At 63.7% G+C, this 18843-nt stretch carries 18 protein-coding genes and 1 tRNA gene; 7 read left to right on the forward strand and 12 right to left on the reverse strand.

Annotated features, from left to right (window positions below; translation table 11 throughout):
- Nucleotides 1–88 precede the first annotated feature (88 nt).
- The 3 genes from V5279_RS45335 to panE all read left to right on the forward strand — a co-directional run bounded on the left by V5279_RS45335 (nucleotide 89) and on the right by panE (nucleotide 3141).
- Complete coding sequence (locus V5279_RS45335; RefSeq protein WP_414645986.1) at nucleotides 89–1387, forward strand: MATE family efflux transporter; 1299 nt, start codon at nucleotides 89–91, stop codon at nucleotides 1385–1387.
- A gap of 110 nt (nucleotides 1388–1497) precedes the next feature.
- Nucleotides 1498–2103, forward strand: coding sequence for a 2-hydroxychromene-2-carboxylate isomerase (locus V5279_RS45340; RefSeq protein WP_338693914.1), 606 nt, complete (start codon nucleotides 1498–1500; stop codon nucleotides 2101–2103).
- Between the two features lie 117 nt (nucleotides 2104–2220).
- Nucleotides 2221–3141, forward strand: a complete 921-nt coding sequence (panE, locus tag V5279_RS45345) for a 2-dehydropantoate 2-reductase (RefSeq protein ID WP_338693916.1) — start codon at nucleotides 2221–2223, stop codon at nucleotides 3139–3141.
- Nucleotides 3142–3324: 183 nt separating this feature from the next.
- On the opposite strand, the gene V5279_RS45350 is transcribed toward panE, so the two are convergent.
- The 6 genes from V5279_RS45350 to V5279_RS45375 form a co-directional block, all read right to left on the reverse strand.
- A complete protein-coding gene (locus V5279_RS45350) occupies nucleotides 3325–3903 on the reverse strand; it encodes a c-type cytochrome (protein WP_338693918.1) in 579 nt (192 codons plus the stop codon).
- A 190-nt stretch (nucleotides 3904–4093) separates the two neighbouring features.
- The gene (locus tag V5279_RS45355) at nucleotides 4094–5371 is read right to left on the reverse strand and encodes a PQQ-dependent sugar dehydrogenase (protein ID WP_338693920.1); all 1278 of its coding nucleotides are present in this window, start codon (nucleotides 5369–5371) and stop codon (nucleotides 4094–4096) included.
- Nucleotides 5372–5723: 352 nt separating this feature from the next.
- Nucleotides 5724–8615 carry a calcium-binding protein gene (locus tag V5279_RS45360; protein ID WP_338693922.1) on the reverse strand — a complete coding sequence of 964 codons (2892 nt, stop codon included), beginning with the start codon at nucleotides 8613–8615 and terminating at the stop codon, nucleotides 5724–5726.
- A 471-nt stretch (nucleotides 8616–9086) separates the two neighbouring features.
- Complete coding sequence (locus V5279_RS45365) at nucleotides 9087–9746, reverse strand: DUF2865 domain-containing protein (protein ID WP_338693924.1); 660 nt, start codon at nucleotides 9744–9746, stop codon at nucleotides 9087–9089.
- 226 nt (nucleotides 9747–9972) lie between these two features.
- Nucleotides 9973–10047: transfer RNA gene (locus V5279_RS45370), tRNA-Gly, on the reverse strand.
- A 109-nt stretch (nucleotides 10048–10156) separates the two neighbouring features.
- Complete coding sequence (locus tag V5279_RS45375; RefSeq protein WP_338693926.1) at nucleotides 10157–10513, reverse strand: hypothetical protein; 357 nt, start codon at nucleotides 10511–10513, stop codon at nucleotides 10157–10159.
- A 259-nt stretch (nucleotides 10514–10772) separates the two neighbouring features.
- Here V5279_RS45375 and trxA point away from each other — a divergent pair, with 259 nt between their 5' ends.
- Nucleotides 10773–11693: a thioredoxin gene (gene trxA, locus V5279_RS45380; protein WP_338693928.1), complete on the forward strand. Its 921-nt coding sequence runs from the start codon at nucleotides 10773–10775 to the stop codon at nucleotides 11691–11693.
- Between the two features lie 30 nt (nucleotides 11694–11723).
- Entirely contained in the window at nucleotides 11724–12398 is a 675-nt protein-coding gene (locus tag V5279_RS45385; protein ID WP_338693930.1) for an LON peptidase substrate-binding domain-containing protein, read from the forward strand.
- Between the two features lie 107 nt (nucleotides 12399–12505).
- Here V5279_RS45385 and V5279_RS45390 read toward each other — a convergent pair whose 3' ends face one another.
- From V5279_RS45390 to V5279_RS45415, 6 genes are all read right to left on the reverse strand, one after another.
- Entirely contained in the window at nucleotides 12506–13060 is a 555-nt protein-coding gene (locus V5279_RS45390) for a cytochrome b/b6 domain-containing protein (protein ID WP_338693932.1), read from the reverse strand.
- A 10-nt stretch (nucleotides 13061–13070) separates the two neighbouring features.
- Nucleotides 13071–13301, reverse strand: coding sequence for a PepSY domain-containing protein (locus V5279_RS45395; protein WP_414645612.1), 231 nt, complete (start codon nucleotides 13299–13301; stop codon nucleotides 13071–13073).
- Between the two features lie 275 nt (nucleotides 13302–13576).
- On the reverse strand, nucleotides 13577–16111 hold the full coding sequence (locus tag V5279_RS45400) for a bifunctional diguanylate cyclase/phosphodiesterase (protein ID WP_338693936.1): 2535 nt from the start codon (nucleotides 16109–16111) through the stop codon (nucleotides 13577–13579).
- Nucleotides 16112–16272: 161 nt separating this feature from the next.
- Nucleotides 16273–16695, reverse strand: coding sequence for a PaaI family thioesterase (locus V5279_RS45405; protein WP_338693938.1), 423 nt, complete (start codon nucleotides 16693–16695; stop codon nucleotides 16273–16275).
- Entirely contained in the window at nucleotides 16692–17498 is an 807-nt protein-coding gene (locus tag V5279_RS45410; protein WP_338693940.1) for a crotonase/enoyl-CoA hydratase family protein, read from the reverse strand. Before V5279_RS45410 ends, V5279_RS45405 begins: the two co-directional genes overlap by 4 nt.
- A 12-nt stretch (nucleotides 17499–17510) precedes the next feature.
- The gene (locus tag V5279_RS45415; RefSeq protein ID WP_166300307.1) at nucleotides 17511–17861 is read right to left on the reverse strand and encodes a hypothetical protein; all 351 of its coding nucleotides are present in this window, start codon (nucleotides 17859–17861) and stop codon (nucleotides 17511–17513) included.
- A gap of 92 nt (nucleotides 17862–17953) precedes the next feature.
- On the opposite strand from V5279_RS45415, the gene V5279_RS45420 reads away from it, so the two are divergent.
- A complete protein-coding gene (locus V5279_RS45420) occupies nucleotides 17954–18490 on the forward strand; it encodes a TetR/AcrR family transcriptional regulator (RefSeq protein ID WP_338693943.1) in 537 nt (178 codons plus the stop codon).
- Between the two features lie 46 nt (nucleotides 18491–18536).
- Entirely contained in the window at nucleotides 18537–18734 is a 198-nt protein-coding gene (locus V5279_RS45425) for a Trm112 family protein (protein ID WP_029080935.1), read from the forward strand.
- Nucleotides 18735–18843: the final 109 nt, after the last annotated feature.

Consider the following 18843-nt stretch of genomic DNA (forward strand, 5'->3'; position numbering starts at 1 on the left):
AGTGATTCGTGACTGTCCCAATTTTTGGAAGTTGAAAGTGTCCAAGCCTCCCTCCTTACGCAAAGCCTTCGTGTCGTTCCTCGCGCCGATGCTGCTGAGCAACGTGCTGCAGTCGCTGTTCGGCACCATCAACGGCGTCTATCTCGGCCAGATGATCGGGGTCGACGCGCTCGCGGCTGCGTCGGTGTTCTTTCCGGTGATGTTCTTCTTCATCTCCTTCGTGATCGGCTTGAGCGCCGGCGCCTCCGTCATGATCGGCCAGGCCTGGGGTGCCCGCGAGCCCGGCCGGGTGAAGGCGGTCGCCGGCACGACCATGACCGTGACGCTGCTGCTGGCGCTCGCGATCGCGATATCAGGCGGCCTGTTCGCCCGCCCGCTATTGATCGCGCTCGCCACGCCTTCAGATGTTCTCGACGCCGCGGTGTCCTATGCACGGATCATGATGATCACGATGCCGGTGACCTTCGCATTCCTGCTGCTCGCGGCAATGATGCGCGGCGTCGGTGACACCGTAACCCCGCTGCTCGCCCTGGCGGTCTCGACGATCGTCGGCCTCGTGGTGACGCCGGCGCTGATCCGCGGCTGGCTCGGCCTGCCGATGCTCGGCGTGGCGAGCGCCGCCGTCGCCTCAGCCGTCTCGGGCGTGGTCACGCTGCTGTGGCTGCATGTCCATATGTTGCGGCACCGGCACCCCCTCGCCTTCGACGCGGCGTTCCTGCGCGCGATGCGGCTCAACGGCGCCTTGCTGCGCATCGTGCTGCGGCTCGGCATTCCGACCGCGATCGGCATGGTGGTGGTCTCGCTCGCCGAACTGGTGCTGCTCGGCCTCGTCAACGGTTTCGGCTCGGACGCCACCGCAGCCTATGGCGCGGTCAACCAGGTGATCGGCTATGTGCAGTTTCCGGCGATCTCGATCGCAATATCAGTGTCGATCTTCGGCGCGCAGGCGATCGGCCGCGGCGACTCTCGCCAGGTCGGCGCCATCGTCAGGACCGGGATCGAGATGAATCTCGCGCTGACAGGCGGATTGGTCGTGCTCGGCTATCTCTTCGCGCGGCCGCTGATGGGCTGCTTCATCGTCGACGGCGCGGTGCTCGCGCTCGCGCAGCAGCTTTTGTATATCGTGCTGTGGAGCATGGTGCTGTTCGGGATGGCGACAGTATTTTCGGGCGCGATGCGCGCCGGCGGCACGGTGTGGATGCCGCTGTTCATCTCGATCCTGGCCATAACGCTGGTCGAGGTGCCGGTTGCGATCCTGCTGAGCCGCGCCGTCGGCATCAGCGGCATCTGGATCGCCTATCCCGTCACCTTCGCAACCATGTTCGTGCTGCAGATGGCCTATTACGCCCTGGTATGGCGCAAGCAGACCATCACGCGTCTGATTTGACATCGCGCGCTGCGGCTCACATGATGAGTATCATATTCTACCGGCGGAGCCTGCGACAGCGGGCTCATGCTAAACAAGCCGAAACTAGACACGCCGTGGGAGAGACCGCCGTGAGCCCAAATCCACAATTCCTGTTCGATTTCGGCAGCCCCAATGCTTTTCTCAGCCATGAGGCGATCCCGGCGATCGAGCAGCGCACCGGCGTCAAATTCGAATATGTCCCGATCCTGCTTGGCGGCATCTTCAAGGCCACCAACAACAAGTCGCCGGCCGAGACGCTGGCGGGCGTCAAGAACAAGCCGGAGTTCCAGCAGATCGAAACCGAACGCTTCCTCAAGCGCTTCAAGGTCAAGCCCTATGTCTGGAACCCGTTCTTCCCGGTCAACACGCTGAATTTGATGCGCGCGGCGGTCGCCGCCCAGCTCGAAGGCGTGTTCGAGAAGTACATCGAGGCCGCCTTCCATCATATGTGGGTCGAGCCGAAGAAGATGGACGACCTTGAGATCGCCGCCAAAGCCCTCACGTCGTCGGGCCTCGATGGCGCCAAGCTGCTTGCTCGCGCGCAGGACGCGGACGTCAAGGCCAAGCTGATCGCCAACACCCAGGCCGCCGTCGAGCGCGGCGCGTTCGGTTCGCCGACCTTCTTCGTCGGCAACGAGATCTTCTTCGGCAAGGAGCAGCTGCGCGAAGTCGAGGAATTGGTGTCGGGAAAGTGAGATGAGCGGACGAACAATAGCGGGTAGCGAATAGCCGGCTGATGCCCTTATCTATTCGCCACTCCCCGTCAGCTATTCGCCCCTCCCCCGGGCAACAACAAAGAAGGACAAATTCCCATGCGTGTTCTCGTGGTCGGCGCCGGTGCGATCGGCGGTTATTTCGGCGGCCGGATGCTTCAGGCCGGCCGCGACGTCACTTTTCTCGTCCGGCCCCGCCGCGCCTCCGAGCTCGCCTCGGCCGGACTCGTGATCAAGAGCCCGAACGGCGATGTCACGCTGAACAATCCGCCGACCGTGCAGGCCGACAAGCTCTCGGACAAATTCGACGTCGTGCTGCTGAGCTGCAAGGCGTTCGATCTCGAAGATGCGATCAAGTCGTTTGCGCCCGCCGTCGGCGACAAGACCGCGATCATCCCGTTGCTCAACGGCATGCTGCATCTCGATGCGCTCGACAAGAAATTCGGCGCGTCCCATGTGCTCGGCGGGCTCTGCGCGATCGCGGCGACGCTGAACGAGAAGCGCGAGGTGGTGCAGCTGCAGCCGATGCAGTCACTGGGGTTCGGCGAACGCGCGGGCGGCACGTCGGAGCGGGTGCGCGCAATCGCGGAGACCTTCTCGGCGATCAATGGCGCCAACGCCAGCGAGCACGTGATGCAGGACATGTGGGAGAAATGGGTGTTCCTGGCGTCGCTCGCCGCCTCCACCAGCCTGATGCGGACCTCGGTCGGCAATATCCTGGCGGCGCCCGGCGGCCAGGATTTCCTGCTCGGCATCCTCGACGAATGCAGCGCGATCGCGGCCGACGCCGGCCATGGGCCTGGCGGCCCGTTCTTCCAGCGCACCCGCGGGCTTCTGACCGCCGAGGGATCGCCGATGACCGCATCGATGTTCCGCGACATCAAGGCGGGACTGCCGGTCGAGGCCGATCACGTGATCGGCGACCTTATCGTCCGCGCCGACGCCGCCAAGATCCCGGTGCCGAAGCTGCGCACCGCTTACACGCATCTCAAGGCGTATGAGAAGCAGCGGCAGGCGTAACACAACTGGTGTCGTCCCTGCCTAGTGCGCAATTGCGCACGGGGGCAGGGACCCATAACCACCGACCTCAATTGTGTTGAAGGGATATCGACCCCGACCGCCCCAAATCGTGAGGCCGCGGCGTATGGGTCCCTGCTCCTGTGCGCAATTGCGCACTAGGCAGGGACGACACCGTTTTCACGGCTACAAATGCGCCAGATAATGTGCAAGCGCGGTGATCTCCTCGTCGCTCAGCGGATAGGCCACGTCGGCCATCGCGGCCTGCGCACCGCCGGAGCGGACGCCCGACTTGTAATCGTGCAGCGCCTTGACGAGATATTCCTCGCGCTGGCCGGCGATACGGGCGACCGCCTTGGTGCCGACATAGGTGTCGGTGTGGCATGAGGCGCAGCGGCGGCCGGCAGCGGCCTGCTTGCCCTTTTCGGACAATTCCGGATTGTCGTCCTTGCTGCCCTTGAACGGCGTCAGCGAGGCGAAATAGGCGCCGAGATTGCGGATGTCCTCGTTGCTGAGCTGCTCGACGATCGGCTGCATCTGCTCGTTCTTGCGCGCGCCGGCGCGGAAGAACACCAGCTGCCATTGAATGAATTGGTCGAGCTGGCCGGCCAGCGAGGGAATGTTCTCGGTCTGCGAGATGCCATTGTCGCCGTGACAGCCGGCGCAAATCTCGGCCTTCTCCTTGCCGGCGGCAACGTCGGCGGCCTGGGCGGACGAGATCAGGAGAATCGCCGCTGCTACAACTCCAAACGACGCAACTCGCATGTCAGTTTCTCCGGCTGTCATCGCCGGGCTCGACCCGGCGATCCATCGTGCTTGCTTGAGGATTCTTGTTGGATGGATGCCCGGATCAAGTCCGGGCATGACGGGTCTGTTCCGTCATTGGCTTGCCGAATCACGTGAACGGGGCTGCGGCCGCCTGATCGGCCACCGCAGCCCCGCATTGGTTCAACCGTTACTTCTTGCTGTAGCTGATGCGATAGATCGCACCGGCCCAGTCGTCGGCGACGAGGATGGAGCCATCCTTGTCGAGCAGAATATCGGCGGGACGGCCGAGATAGCCCTGGTCACCCTGGATCCAGCCGTCGGCGAAGATCTCCTGCTTGGCGTTCTTGCCGTCGGGGCTCGCGGTGATCCGCACGATGCGGCCGCCCTGGTACTTATGCCGGTTCCAGGAGCCGTGCTCGGCGATCAGGATGCTGTTCTTGTACTCGGCCGGGAATTGGCTGCCGGTATAGAACTTCATGCCGAGCGGAGCCACATGCGCGCCTAGATTGTAGACCGGCGGGGTGAACTCCGAGCACTTGTGGCCCATCGCGAACTTGGTGTCGGGCAGGTTGCCCTGGTGGCAATAGGGATAGCCGAAATGCTCGCCGATCTTCGAGATCATGTTGAGCTTGTCGCTCGGCAGATCGTCGCTGATCCAGTCGCGGGCATTTTCGGTGAACCAGTACTTGCCGGTGCGCGGATCGACGTCGCCGCCGACCGAGTTACGCACGCCGAGCGCATAGATTTCCGCGTTGCCGGTCTTCGGATCGACGCGGCGGATCTGCGACACCGAGGTCGGCGGGACGCCGATGTTGAAGGGCGGGCCGAACGGAATGAAGAACCAGCCTTCCTTGTCGACGGCGATGTATTTCCAGCCATGCGCCGCGTAGGACGGCATGTCGTCATACACCACCTTGCCGCTGCCAAGCTTGTCGAGATTTGCCTCGGCGTTCTCATATTTGATCAGCTTGTCGACCGCGATGACGTAGAGCGAGCCATCCTGGAAGGCGAGGCCGGTCGGCATGTTGAGGCCCTTGAGGATGGTCTTGACCTCTTTCTTGCCGTTGTTGTCCTTGATCGCATAGACGTTGCCGAGGCCGAACGAGCCGACGAACAGCGTGCCCTTGTCGCCCCAGGCCATCTGGCGCGCGGCCAGCACGTTCGAGGCATAGACCTCGATCTTGAAGCCCGGCGGCAGCTTGATCTTCTTCATCATCGCCGCGAGTTCGGCATCGGAGGCGCCGGTCGGCGGACCGGACGGCGGGGCCAGGCCCTTCTGCGCTTCGGTCTCGTCGCCGAGGAACCAGTCATCCGGCGGATGGGTCCAGAATTCCTTGGTGCCGGATTCGTACTTCTTCAGCGCACGGTTCTTGTCGGTTTGTTGCTGTGCACCAGCGAAGGTTGTCCCCGCCAGCAGCGCAATCGCCGCGAACGCAAGAATTGATCGATTGAAAGCCGATTTCATCGCGTCACTCCCCTATGCAAGCCGTTGCAGCTTGCCTGTTATTGATTTTGAACGCCCTGAGAGATGATGGTGGCGGTCTGTGAGGTAGGTCAGACCGCAAAATGGTAGCACATCCATCGACGCTGAAAAGCGCATGGATCAGGGTGCACTGCGGTCAAAACAAATTGAGACGAAATTTTCCTGCGCCGGCTGCCTGAGAACAAGGCATTCCGCACTGCAGCGTAATATTCGAACGAACCTAACGCTCGTGAGCGGCGATCGCGATCGCATCCGGAATCAAGAAGGCCGCCTCGAGGGGCGGCCTTCTTTCGTGCGTGTGGCCGTCAAGCTCAACGGATCAGGGCAAAAGCCCTCAGCTGAACTTGAACATGCTGGCGTCGAGCTGTCCCGGCGCGACACCGATCAGCCAAACCGCACTGCCGGCGGCGTCGGTGATGATCGTGGTGTTGATCCCGGCAACGTAGGTCTCTGCGGCCTGAACATCGGCGAACGAATGCAGCGATGTACCCGCGAAGTTGACGAAGTCATTTACTCCGCCCGTATTGAAGTCCTGGACGACCATGACCTCCTGGCTGGTGTCGCTGATGTTGAATGTATCAGCACCACCGCCACCCCAGGCATAGTCAACGCCGCCGCCGCCGCTGATGTTGTCGGCCCCGGTGCCCATCAGGAACACGTCGACGCCGCTGCCGCCGGTCACCGTATCGCCGCCGTTGGAGCCATAGACGTAGTTCTGGCCCGAACCGCCGTAGATGAGGTTGCCGTCGGTCTCGCCCGACGAGATGAAGATATTCAGGCCTGAGCCGCCGTACATCGTGTCGACGCCGGTGCCGCCGTAGAAGTAGTTGGTGCTGTTCCCGCCATAGAGGAAGTCGGTGCCGTCTCCGCCAAACATCACATTGACGTCGCTTCCACCGGTGCCTCCCGAGCCGATCAAGGTGTCGGTGCCGGCACCGCCAAACAGATAGTTGAAGCCGGCACCGCCATACATCACGTCATTGCCGTCCTCGCCCAGCAGAACGTCGAGCCCGGTGCCGCCGATCAGAACGTCGTTGCCCGCGCCGGCGTAGATGTAGTCGTTGCCGTCGCCGGCATCGCCATAGTCATCGCCGTTGCCGAGAACGAGGACGTCAGCTCCGGCACCTCCGTAGGCGGTATCGTTGCCGTCGTTGCCGTAGAGGGAATTGTTGCCGGCATTGCCCGTCAAAACATTGTTCAATGCGTTGCCGCTGCCGGTGAGATTACCCGATCCGTCCAGGATCAGATTCTCGACGTTTGCGGTCAGGCCATAGGTGATGGTGGTGTGAACGGTGTCGGTGCCTTCGCCGCTGTTTTCGGTCACCACATCGCCGGCATTGTCGACGTAATAGGTGTCGTTGCCGAGCCCGCCGACCATCGTGTCGGCGCCAATTCCGCCGTCCAGGGTGTTGTTGCCCGAGCCGCCAGTCATGAAATTTGCGAGCCCGTTGCCGGTGCCCGAAACATTGGCAGAGGTCGAAATCGCGAGGTTATCGACGTTGGCAGCCAGCGTGTAGTTGAAGGCGCCGGTGACGACCGCAGTGTCGATGCCCTCTCCCGGATTCTCGGTGATGACGTCGCCAGCATTGTCGAGAATGTAGATGTCGTTGCCCAAACCGCCGACCAGCGAATCGGCGCCGCCGATGCCGTCGAGCAGATTGTCGCCGCCGTCGCCGATCAGGGTATCGTTGAAATTCGACCCTCTCAGTCCCTCGATCGAGGTGTAGGTGTCCCCGGCAGCCTCGCCCGTGTTTGAGGCGGGAGTAGCCAGGCTGGCGAGCACGCCGACGGTGGCGTTGACATATTCCGCAACGTCATTGCCGGCTCCGCCGTCCAGCACGTCGGCACCAGCACCGCCGCGCAGATTGTTGTCTCCGCCATCGCCCGTCAGGGTGTCGTTGAACGCCGAGCCAATGATACCTTCGATCGAGGTATAGGTATCGCCCGCGGCGTCGCCGGTGTTGACGCCCGGAGTTGCGAGACTTGCAACCACTCCCGTCGCAGCATTACCGTAATCCGCGAAGTCAAAGCCTGCGCCGCCGTCGAGCGAATCGGCGCCGGCCTGGCCGCGCAGGTTATTGTTACCTCCGTCGCCGATCAGGGTATCGTTGAAGGCACCGCCCTGAATGCCTTCGATCGAGGTGAACGTATCGCCGGCAGCTTCGCCGGTGTTGGCCGCAGGATTTGCCAGATTGACGAGAACGCCGGTGGTCGCATTGCCATAATCGGCATAGTCGTAGCCTGCGCCGCCGTCGAGCGAGTCCGCGCCGGTGCCGCCGCGCAGGAAATTGGTGTTGGCATCGCCGATCAGCGTATCGTTGAATGCGGTTCCTCTTATCGCTTCAATCGAGATGTAGACGTCGCCGGCGGCTTCCCCCGTATTCAGAGAGGAGTTGGCTAGATCAGCAACGACGCCGGTTGTCGCGTTGATATAGTCGGCATAGTCGAAGCCGGCACCGCCATCCAGCGTATCGGCACCGAGACCGCCTTGCAGGAGGTTGATGTTGCCGTCACCGATCAGATGATCATTGAAGTCGCTGCCACGCAGGCCTTCGATGGAGATATAGGTGTCGCCGGCAGCTTCACCCGTATTTTGGGACGAGTCTGCCAGGTCTGCCGTGATTCCAACGCCCGAGTCGGAATAGGACGCAAAGTCGAAGCCGCCGCCGCCGTTGAGCACGTCGGCGCCGGCGCCACCACGCAGCGTATTGCCGTTGGCGTCACCGATCAGCGTGTCGTTGAACGCCGAGCCTCTGATCTTGGCGATGTTGACATATGTATCGCCGGTGGCTTCCCCGGTGTTCTGGGTGGGATCGGCGAGGTCGACCTCAAGTCCGGCGCTTGCGTTGGCGTAGTCGGCGTAGTCGTTGGCAGAACCGCCGATGATCGAGTCGGCCCCCAATCCGCCCTGCAGGAAAGAGGTGTTTCCGTTGCCAGTCAGCGTGTCGTTGAAGTTGCTGCCGATCAGGCCTTCAATCGAGGTGTAGCTGTCCCCGGCCGCGAAACCCGTATTGACAGCCGGGTTCGCCAGACTTGCTACAACTGCGGTGCCCGAGTCGATGTAGGATGCGAAGTCTTGTCCGGTGCCGCCGTCCAGGGAATCGGCGCCATCGCCGCCGATCAGCGTGTCATTGCCCTGAAGTCCCTCCAGCGTGTCATTGGTGTTCGAACCGTTAGGCGTGCCGGTAACCGTGTCGTTGCCCGATGTGCCCATAAATGTAGCCATGGTAATCCCCTTCGCGTGATCAATTGTTGCTGTGCAATGCGAGTAGTCGGCGGACTTCAGAAATCAGCAGAAGAAATCGGCGTGCGAATCGGCGAGATCAGCCGAAACGAACCGCTCGAGAGCAAAAAAAATGCGAAAGCCATACAGCAGCGGAAAAGCTGCCGGGCTCAGTCAGTGCGTCGAGCTGATCAGGTGACGGAAATCCAATCGGGGCCGTTCAGGCGGATTGGAGCGGCAAGGAAATTCGAAATGTCCCACCCCTTATGCAATGATTAGAAAAATACTAAAATAATCTGGAAGCAATCTAAGCGAGGGATTTTGGGCAAGTCAACAGCCGCCGTCGTTTCTAAAGATGTCAAGCTGTTGATTGCAACAGTTCCTTAGCCGGGAACGTGCGAACGAAAGCCGACTGTCCTGCAGACGTTCTGCACTGCACGCAATATTCAAACGACGCCAACGCTCGCGACCGTTCTATCGCGACGAGATCCGCGCCAGGCCGAGCGCCTGCGCTTTCGCTTTCGACAACGGCCTGAACAGCACGCTGCGCTTCTGCCCGCTGGAGATCGCCGCGATCTTGAAGCCGTCATCGGCGGCGATGATGTCGCCGGTGCGAAGCGTCAAATCGTTCTCGATCGCAATCGGCGAGAGGCCGGGCGTTGCGCCGGCGCGGCATGAGCATTGCGGCACGATCTCGCGCTGAAATCGAAATGCGTTTGCGAGCGTCTTGTAGGTCTCGCCCTGCTCGGTCATGGCGCTGTCGATGTCGGAGCCGGAATACAGCCTCACCTCGGCGGCGGGACAGGCCGCCTCGCATGCCCCGACATTGGCCGCCTCGCTCACGCGCGGCAGCGGGAAGAAGCGGCCGTCGCAGGTCCTGACGCAGAAGTTCTGCCGGCTGCCGCCTGATCGCGTCGTGATGTACACCCGCGGCCGCCGGCGTTCTTCGGCGGGCTCAAATTCCGGCGCGGCAGCAAAGCTGGGTGCCGCGGTATACGCCGAGTCGCTCGGCAATTGCTGTGCTGAAACCGGCGACGGTGCCCAATTGCCGACGAGCGCGACCAGCGCAGCCACGCTTGCGCGCGCCAGGCGGCGGTTGAAGACGGGATCTGGCGTCCGGCTGATCGACATCATGCACTTGCTTGCCGCATCGGTAGGCCAGCGGCAGCCATTTCAACGCCGACACAACCACAGATTTCTATCAGTTTTGCGAATGCATCGTTTGACGGTTAAGGAAGGGCCGGAGAGAGCGGCACGATCGTCGGCGCAAAATCTCTCACGCCGGTACTGCCTGACAAGCAAAAAGCCCGCTGTGACGGGCGGGCTTCATCAGGCTGTCAGCTCGGTCAGCGAGAAAGTTTGGAGCGGGCGAAGGGGCTCGAACCCTCGACCCCGACCTTGGCAAGGTCGTGCTCTACCACTGAGCTACACCCGCATCCGAACTGGCGGCGATCGCTCGCCGGCAACGGCAGACCTATGCCAAATGCTGTCTGTGAATGCAACACAAGAGCGCGGTCCGGACCTCACGAAATAGCACGGTTTCCTTAAAAATTGAGCTCGAATCGGCCGAAAATCCGGCCGGCACGATAAATTCTTCGCATATTGGCGGGAACGGGTCTCAGACCGCCATCCTGTCGCGGAGCGATTCGAGCCAGGTCTCGAACCAGCCGGCCAGCGTCCGGGCCAGCTCGGCGTGGCGGTCGGCGTCGAACACCGCCGACCATTCGATACCATTCGATAAAGGCGCGATCGCCGCCGACCGTGTCGCCGGACTTGCCCTGCTCGATCTCGCTCACCCCCTCGCCGTGGACCCAGTCCGGGTAATTGTTGAAATCGCGGATGATTTTCCAGACATCACCGGCCGGCTGCTCGAACACGGCGCTGTAATAGGCCTTTGCCATGGGCGCCCCCTGTTGCCGTGAAGGGTTGCCATGATCGGCCTGGCCGGAGCGCGAACCCACCCGATCTCCGATGGAACAGGACTGACGCCTAGCGATTGAATTTTGCCGGCCGACCGCCATTTATTGGCATGATCTTCGGAAAACCGGTTCCCACTTTTCCGGGATCATGCTCTAGCCTGACAGAACGGCTGAACGTGCCGTGCGGAGCGTGCTAGAACGCCCCCGGATTTCCGACCTCAGAAGACCAGGTGAGGACAACGTGACAATAATGGAGCAGGGCGGCCCCACGCCCCAGGCAGCGCCCGATTTGATCAAGGAGACGACGACCCAGACCTTCGTCAAGGACGTCATCGAGGAGTCGCGCCGCCAGCCGGTTATGATCGACTTCTGGGCGCCCTGGTGCGGTCCCTGCCGTCAGCTCACGCCGATGCTGGAAAAGGCGGTCCGCAACGCCAAGGGCCGGGTCAAGCTGGTCAAGATGAACATCGATGAGCATCCGCAGATCCCCGGCCAGATGGGCATCCAGTCGATCCCGGCCGTGATCGCTTTCGTCAACGGTCAGCCCGCCGATGGCTTCATGGGCGCGGTGCCGGAGAGCCAGATCAACGCCTTCATCGAAAAGATCACCAAGGGCGTGCCCGCCGCCGGCGAGCCGAATCTCGCGGAGATTCTGGCCGAGGCGGACGCCGTGCTCGCCGAGGGCGACGCCGAAGCGGCGGCGCAGATCTATGCCGAGGTGCTGGCGCATGACGCCACCAACATCGCGGCGCTGGCCGGCCTCGCCAAATGCTACATGACGACCGGCGCGGTCGAGCAGGCCAAGCAAACGCTCGCGATGGTGCCGGAATCCAAGCGCAACGATGCCGCGGTGAAAGCGGTGCAGGCGGCGATCGATCTCGCCGAGCAGGCGCAGTCGGTCGGACCGGTCGCGGAGCTGGAACAGACAGTCGCCGCAAACCCGCTCGATCATCAAGCTCGATTCGATCTCGCGACCGCGCTCAATGCGGCGGGCAAGCGCTCTGAGGCGACCGAGCAGCTGCTCGCGATCGTCAAGCGTGACCGTAAGTGGAACGACGACGGCGCGCGCAAGCAGCTGGTGCAGTTCTTCGAGGCGTGGGGCGGCACCGATGAGGCAACCGTCGAGGGGCGCAAGCGGTTGTCGACAATCCTGTTCTCGTAACGCACGCCCGTCACAGCAGCGGGACCGCAGATGCCGATCAATGCCGAATATCGCGGGCCCGGCGAGCTCCCCGAGGTGATCCCGGTGTTCCCGCTGCCTGGCGCGCTGCTTTTGCCGCGCGGCCAGATGCCGCTCAACATCTTCGAGCCGCGTTACCTCGCGATGATCGACGATGCGCTGCGCGACGGTCACCGCCTGATCGGCATGATCCAGCCCGACGTGGCGCATTCGCACAAAGAGGCGAAGCCGGTGCTGTTCCGGATCGGCTGCGTCGGCCGCATCACCCAGCTCGCCGAATCCGGCGACGGCCGCTATATCCTCGAACTGACCGGCGTCGCGCGCTTCAAGGTGGTCGAGGAGCTGTCCGTGCAGACACCGTACCGGCAGTGCAAGGTCGACTTCTTCTCCTTCGCCGGCGACTTCACCGCGCGCAAGGGCGAGGAGGCCGTCGACCGCAAGGCGCTGCTCGAGGTGCTCGCCGATTTCCTGGAAGCCAACAATCTGAAGGTCGACTGGGAGGGCATCGAGTCCGCGCCCAATGAGGCGCTGGTCAATGCGCTGGCGATGATGTCGCCCTATGGCCCGGCCGAGAAGCAGGCCATGCTGGAGGCGCCCGACCTGAAGACCCGCGCCGAAATCCTGATCGCCGTCACCGAGATGGATCTCGCCAAGAAGCGCACCAGCGGCGATCCGCCGGTGCAATAGAGCACGATCCGGAAAGGTGCGAAGCGGATTTCCCTCGCGACAAGCGCGCCGCGCTTGCGCGGAGATCATGCTCAAACAACGAGCCTTAGTCCCGGCAGCCTTCCACGTCAGCGATTGCGAAGCTGCTTGCGTCCGGTGAACATCGCGCGCACCAGGTTCTGGCGCTGCAGCAGCCCCACCACGATGACGCCGAGCACGTGCAGCCCAACCAGGACGAGGACGGCATCGGAGGCGTAGGCGTGGGTGTCCTCGACCCACCAGACGCCGAAGAAGGTGACGGTGACCTCCATCGCGCCCGTGATCGCCGAGACCGCGAGCAGGAGCAGCAGCGTCACCAGCATCACGGTGCCCGCGGGATTGAGCCCGATATAGCGCCCGGTGATGCCGCGGCGGAGATTCCAGATGTAGCGCGGCGCGGCGCGCAGCCGGACGCCAAGCCTGCCGAAGCGCGCGTAGCGGGTGCCGGCAAAGCCCCAGATCAGCCGGAACGCCAGTAGTCCGATCACGGCATAGCCCGCCAGCCGGTGAAGCCGGTCATAGGCGCTGGGCGTCACCCATGCGACGAGGACGAGGATGGCGAGCGCCCAGTGCCAGAGCCGCAGCGGCAGGTCCCAGACCTGCAGGCTGGTCGCGCTGCGCGCACCGGACGCCGCCTCGATCATCGCGCCTGCTTCACTTCGCGATCGTGTGCTTCAGGCTGAGATCCTCCGGGCTGTAGAACAGCTCGTAGAGCTTGCCTTCCTTGACGCCGTATACCTCGTAGCAGGAGCCCTCGACCTTCGAGCGCCGCACCTCGTAGCCGGCAGCCTTGGCCTTGGCTTCGGCATCGCTTGCCGGCTTCCACGACGCCTTGTCGAGCTTGGTGCAATTCTTGTAGCCGTCGGCGAGTGCCGCCGATCCCATCAGCCCCAGAACACAAGCTGCGAGCACCGCACTCGAAATCACTTTCACGCGCATCTCCCCTCCGTTTTCGATCATGCCCGCAACGCCGTCGCGCGGAGCACATGCGTGAACAAAACTGAGGTGATTGCCAAGTCAAGCAAGCGCGTTTGCGGGCTGGCTTTAGAGCTATTCTAACGGTTGCGAAAACCGCTTTGGTCTCCACGCGCAATCCGGTTTTGACCGCCTGCTGCGGCCTTACGCCTCATACGAGCCGGTCCGCTGCCGCGGTCCCGCGGTCAGGAGGCGGCGCCCGCCATTGCCAATCGAACTGCCGGGCGTTGTGCGGATGCCATGGTCCGCCCACCGATCATTTGCGCGACCTTCTCGCTTTGCACCGGCGGGCTGAAGTGGAAGCCCTGGACTTCCACGCAGGCGTCCGCGCGGAGGATGTCAAGCTGCTCCCTGGTCTCGACGCCTTCGGCCGTCGTGGTCTTGCCGAGGCTGACGGCAAATCGAACGATCGCGCGCGCGATCCTGCGCGACTCGTCGGTTGCGCCGGCGAGTTCGGACACGAAGCTGCGGTCGATCTTGACCTTGTCGAACGGAAACTTCTGCAGGAAGCTCAGCGACGAGTAACCGGTGCCGAAATCATCGAGCGCAATCCGCGCCCCGAGATCGTGCAACTGGCTGAGTGCCGCGAACACCGCCTCGCTGTCCTGAATGATCGCCGTTTCGGTGACTTCGAGCTCGAGCCGATCAGGCGAAACTCCCGCGCTCGCCAGCGCGTGCACGATCACCGGGACCAGGTCCGGGCTCCTGAACTGCACCGGTGACAGATTGATCGCGATCTTGAGATCGTCGGGCCATTTGGCGGCCTCGGCGCAGGCGGTGCGCAGCACCCATTCGCCGAGCGGCACGATCAGGCCGGTCTCTTCCGCCAGCGGGATGAACTGGGCCGGGGATATCATGCCGCGCTGCGGGTGGTGCCACCGCAACAGCGCCTCGAAGCCGCAGGTCTCCCCGCTCGCGACATTGATGAACGGCTGATAGTGCAACTCGAACTCGCCGTTGACGAGCGCGCTGCGCATGTCGCGCTCGAGGCTGCGTCGGGCCTGCAACAGCCGATCGAGCTCCGGCTCGAAGAAACGGAACGAGCCGCGCCCGCCGCTCTTGGCCGAGTAGAGCGCAAGATCGGCGCTGCGCAGGACCTCGTCGGAATCGGTGCCGTCGCGCGGGGCGATCGCAATGCCGATGCTGGTCGTGGTAGTCACGCGATGATCGCCGAGATCGATCGGCTCGCTGAGCGCCTTTCTGATCTTCTCGGCAAGCAAGCCCGCTTCCGCGACCGGATCGGTGACGTAGTCGATCACTGCGAACTCGTCGCCGCCGAGCCGCGCGATCAGTGTGGTTTCGCTGACGCACCTGTGCAGCCGCGCGGCCACCGATTTGAGCAGCGCGTCGCCCGCCGGATGCCCGAGCGTGTCGTTGACGTCCTTGAAGCGGTCGAGATCGAGCATCAGCACCGCGATGCTCGGTCCGCCGCACCGGGCGCCGGAGAGCGCCTGTTCCATCCATTCCTTGAGCAGCACGCGATTCGGCAGATCGGTCAGTGCGTCATGCTGCGCCATATGGGTGATCTTGGCCTCCGAGCGCCGCTGCTCGGTGACGTCGCGATGCGTCGCCACCCAGCCGCCGCCGGGCATCGGCTGCCGCGTCACGCAGATCAGCCGGCCGTCGGCAAGCTCGTCGACCCGGCTGCTGATCTCACCCGCCGGCAGCGCATTCAATGTCGCGAGCACCTGCGTCGCGGCGCTGTCGCTGGTCTCGCCCTTGAGGATGCCGTTGGCGATCCGATGCGTGATGATCTCGCGGTGGGCCGTACCGGGCAGCAGCAGTTCAGGCGGCAGCCGGTACATCTTGGCGTAGCGGTCATTGCACACGACGAGGCGCTTCTCCGCATCGAACATGCAGAGACCCTCGCCCATGTGGTTGATCGCCGTATCCAGCCGGAACCTGTGTTCCTCCAGCTCCTTCTGCGACGCCTCGACCTGCTGCCGCGCCAGCGAAAGCTGGCTGATGATCTCCTCGAAGCGGCGGGTGCGCAGCGCCAGGCGGCGATCCGCGAGTACGCCGACCAGGCTCATCCCGAGCACCGAAAGCGCCACGCCCGCGATCACGATGGCGAGGAAGGCCGGAGAGAGCGACAGCGCCGCAGGGGCCTGCAGCGGATCCGGAACGATCTCGACCGCGCCCATCGCCGTGAAATGATGCGACACGATCGCAAGCGTCAGCAACAGCGCCGCGGCGAGCGACATCCAGCGGTCCTGATGGCGGACCGCGATCGCCAGCGCGGCATAGCCGAACAGCATGCCGAGCACGACGGAGGCCGCTACGAGGTCGAGCGACCAGACCACATGGCCCGGCACTTCGAGCGCCCACATTCCGAGATAGTGCATGCTGGCGATGCCGGCGCCGATCACCGCGCCGCCGACCGGCGCACGCCACCGGCTGGGGTCGCTGGCGGCAAGGCCAAGGCCGCATGATGTCAGCATCATCGCCGCAGCGAGCGACAGCGCGGTCAGGACGATACCATAGCCGGTCGGCACGCCCGGCTCGTAGGCGAGCATCGCGATGAAATGCGTTGCCCAGATGCCATAGCCGATCGCAGCACCTGCGATCGCGATCCAGATCAGGCGCGTCCTCGCCTGCGTGGCGATTGCACGATGGAAGATGTTGACCGCAACGATGCTGGCAACGAAACAGACCAGTCCGGCGAGCAGGACGAGCCGCCAGTCATGCTCACCTGAAAGGCACGTAAGAACACGAAACATGCATCGGTCCATGGTTGTCCGCGCAGACACGCTAGGCCGATTGAATGTCTATCTCGATAATTTTTCTCAACTTTCGGTAGCATGGTTATCCGCGCGTAAGCCGATTCCCCACCGAAATTGATAGCTCCATCAATTTCGCGCCCATACGGCAACCGGACACCTCAACCGTCCAGCGGAACCAACACGGTTTCACCGGTTGCGACCAGCGACATCTCGCCCTGCTCGTTCTCCGCAAACAGTTCCGCGCGCGCAAAGACCTGCCTGCGTCCGGCGCGCAGCGTGGTGCCCTTGGCGATGAAGCAGCGGCCCACGGCAGGTTTGAGACAATTCATCGAGAAATGCGATGCGGTGACGGAACCCGCGATCGACGCCGCGGCAAAGCCGCAGGCGGTGTCGAGCAGGGCCGCGATCATGCCGGCGTGTAAATGTCCCGCATATTGGGTGAGATCGTCGCGCCACGGCATGCGCAGTTCCACGGCGCCGGCACCGGCGGAGACGACCTCGAAGCCGACCAGCCGGTTGAAAGCCGCCGACGCATTGGTCGCAACGAGACGTTCGAGATCGAGTCCTGGACCAGTGGTCACGCAAAGCTCCATTGCGGCGGCCGTCGCTCGAGATTCGCCCTGACGGCCTCGATGTGATTGGGCGCGCCGAGCAGAAGCGCCTGCTCGGCGGTCTCGGCCGCCAGCCCGGTCGCCGCATCGCTATCAGCCGCCAGGTTGAGCAGCTGCTTGGCGGCGCGGATCGCGTCCGGGCTGCGGTCCGCGATCGCACGCGCCGTCTCCAGCGCGGCCTCGCGCGGCCGTTCCGCAATTCGCGTGGCGAAGCCGTAGCCAAGCGCTTCCTCCGCGGAGAACACGCGCGCGGTGTAGGTCAGTTCACGGACCACGTCCTCGCGCGCGAGATGGCGCATCAGCTGCGTGCCGGCCATGTCGGGCACCAGCCCCCATTTGGCTTCGATGACGGCAAGGCGCGTGGCGGGCGCGAGGTATCTGACATCGGCGCCGAGCATGAGCTGGAAACCGCCGCCGAAGGCGATGCCGTGGACGGCGGCAATCACCGGCACCGGCAGCTCGCGCCAGAGCCACACCAGATGCTGCGCGAAATTGGCGATGCCGTGCGTCCGCCGGCCGAGATCGGCGAAGGGCAGGATGGATTCGCCCTCGGTCGTCGCGACCAGGCGCTCCATGTCGAGGCCGGCGCAGAAGGCCTGGCCTTCGCCGGACAGCACCACGGCGCGGACCTGGCGATTGTCCGCCAGCTGCGCACCGGCGTCGGCGATCGCGGTAAACATCGCGGGATCGAGCGCATTGAGCTTGTCGGGGCGGTTCAGCCTGACGTCGGCGACGCCATCGGCGATGCTCACGCTGACGCGATCATTCGTCATGATCGCCCCTCGCTAATAGCCGGCGGCCGCGAGCGCCACGACCGCGCTCATCGCCATCCAGCCGAAATGCCGGCCGCGCGTCGCCAGCGCGTTGGCCAGCGCGGCGAAGCCGAACACGACGGCGAGCGTCGCCACGATCCAGTGCCGCGCGGCATCCGACGCCATCGTAGGCGCTACGATCAGCAGCACGCCGCCGCCGATCCAGGCGACGGTGCCGGCCTGATAAACCAGGCGGAGCAGGAAGCGCAGCCGCGGCGGCTCGATCGTGGCGCGCGCGAACACCTTGGTCTCGCCGAGCACGCCATGGATCAGGCTGACCACAATGGCGAGGACGCCAGCACCCTGAAGCAAGAGATCACGCATCGGATGTCTCCATACAGTACTGTATGGATATGACACCGGCCGCTGGCGCCTGTCAATACAGTTGTGTATGGTCGGCGCGCGGACGGGGAACCATGACGGAACAGCTCTCAGTCAAGGACTGGCTCGATCAGGGCCTGAAGACATTGGCAAGGACCGGCTTCACGGCGCTCAAGGCCGAGCCGCTGGCCAAGGTCATGGGGGTGTCGCGCGGCAGCTTCTACTGGCATTTCGCCGACATCGCCGCCTACCGCAGCGCGATCCTCAGCCATTGGCGCGAGGTCGCCGCCGAGCAGGTGATCGCCGAGCTCGAGACCATCCCGAAAGGCGACGAGGCGCTGGCGCTGTTGCTGCGCCGCGCCTTCTCGGCGCCGCTGGCGCTGGAACGCGCGGTCCGCAGCTGGGCCACCGTCGATGCCGAAGCGCGCGCCGCCGTGCTGGAGGTCGACCAGCGCCGGATCGGCTACATCGAGACCCTGCTCCGGCAGGCCGGCTTCCCCGACGACGTGGCGCGCGGCCGCGCGCAGATTTTCTACTGGGCGTTCATCGGCTATGCGCTGTCCGAACAGGCGCTGCCGAAGGCGCGGCAGCAGGCCGCAATCGACGAGCTGTTGCGCATGGCGAAGCGCTGACAGCCGGTATTTGCCTGTGCTACACGATGGCTAGCCGGAGACCGCAATGAATTCCACGACCGACCATCTCGACAGCACCGCCGATCCGAAGCTGCTCGAAATCCTGGTGTGCCCGATCACCAAGGGGCCGCTGGAATTCGACGCCGCGCGGCAGGAACTGATCTCGCGGTCCGCAAAACTCGCCTATCCGATCCGCGACGGCATCCCGATCATGCTGCCGGAAGAGGCGCGCAAGATCGATTAGAGCGTTTTCGAGCGAAGTGGACGCCGGTTCGCGTGAAGAAAACGCGTCAAACCAAGAATCTAGAGCATGATCCGGAAAAGTGTGAAGCGGTTTTCCTCGCGACAAACGC

Origin of the sequence: Bradyrhizobium sp. 26S5 (genome assembly GCF_036923295.1) — a bacterium.
Lineage (GTDB): Bacteria > Pseudomonadota > Alphaproteobacteria > Rhizobiales > Xanthobacteraceae > Bradyrhizobium > Bradyrhizobium septentrionale.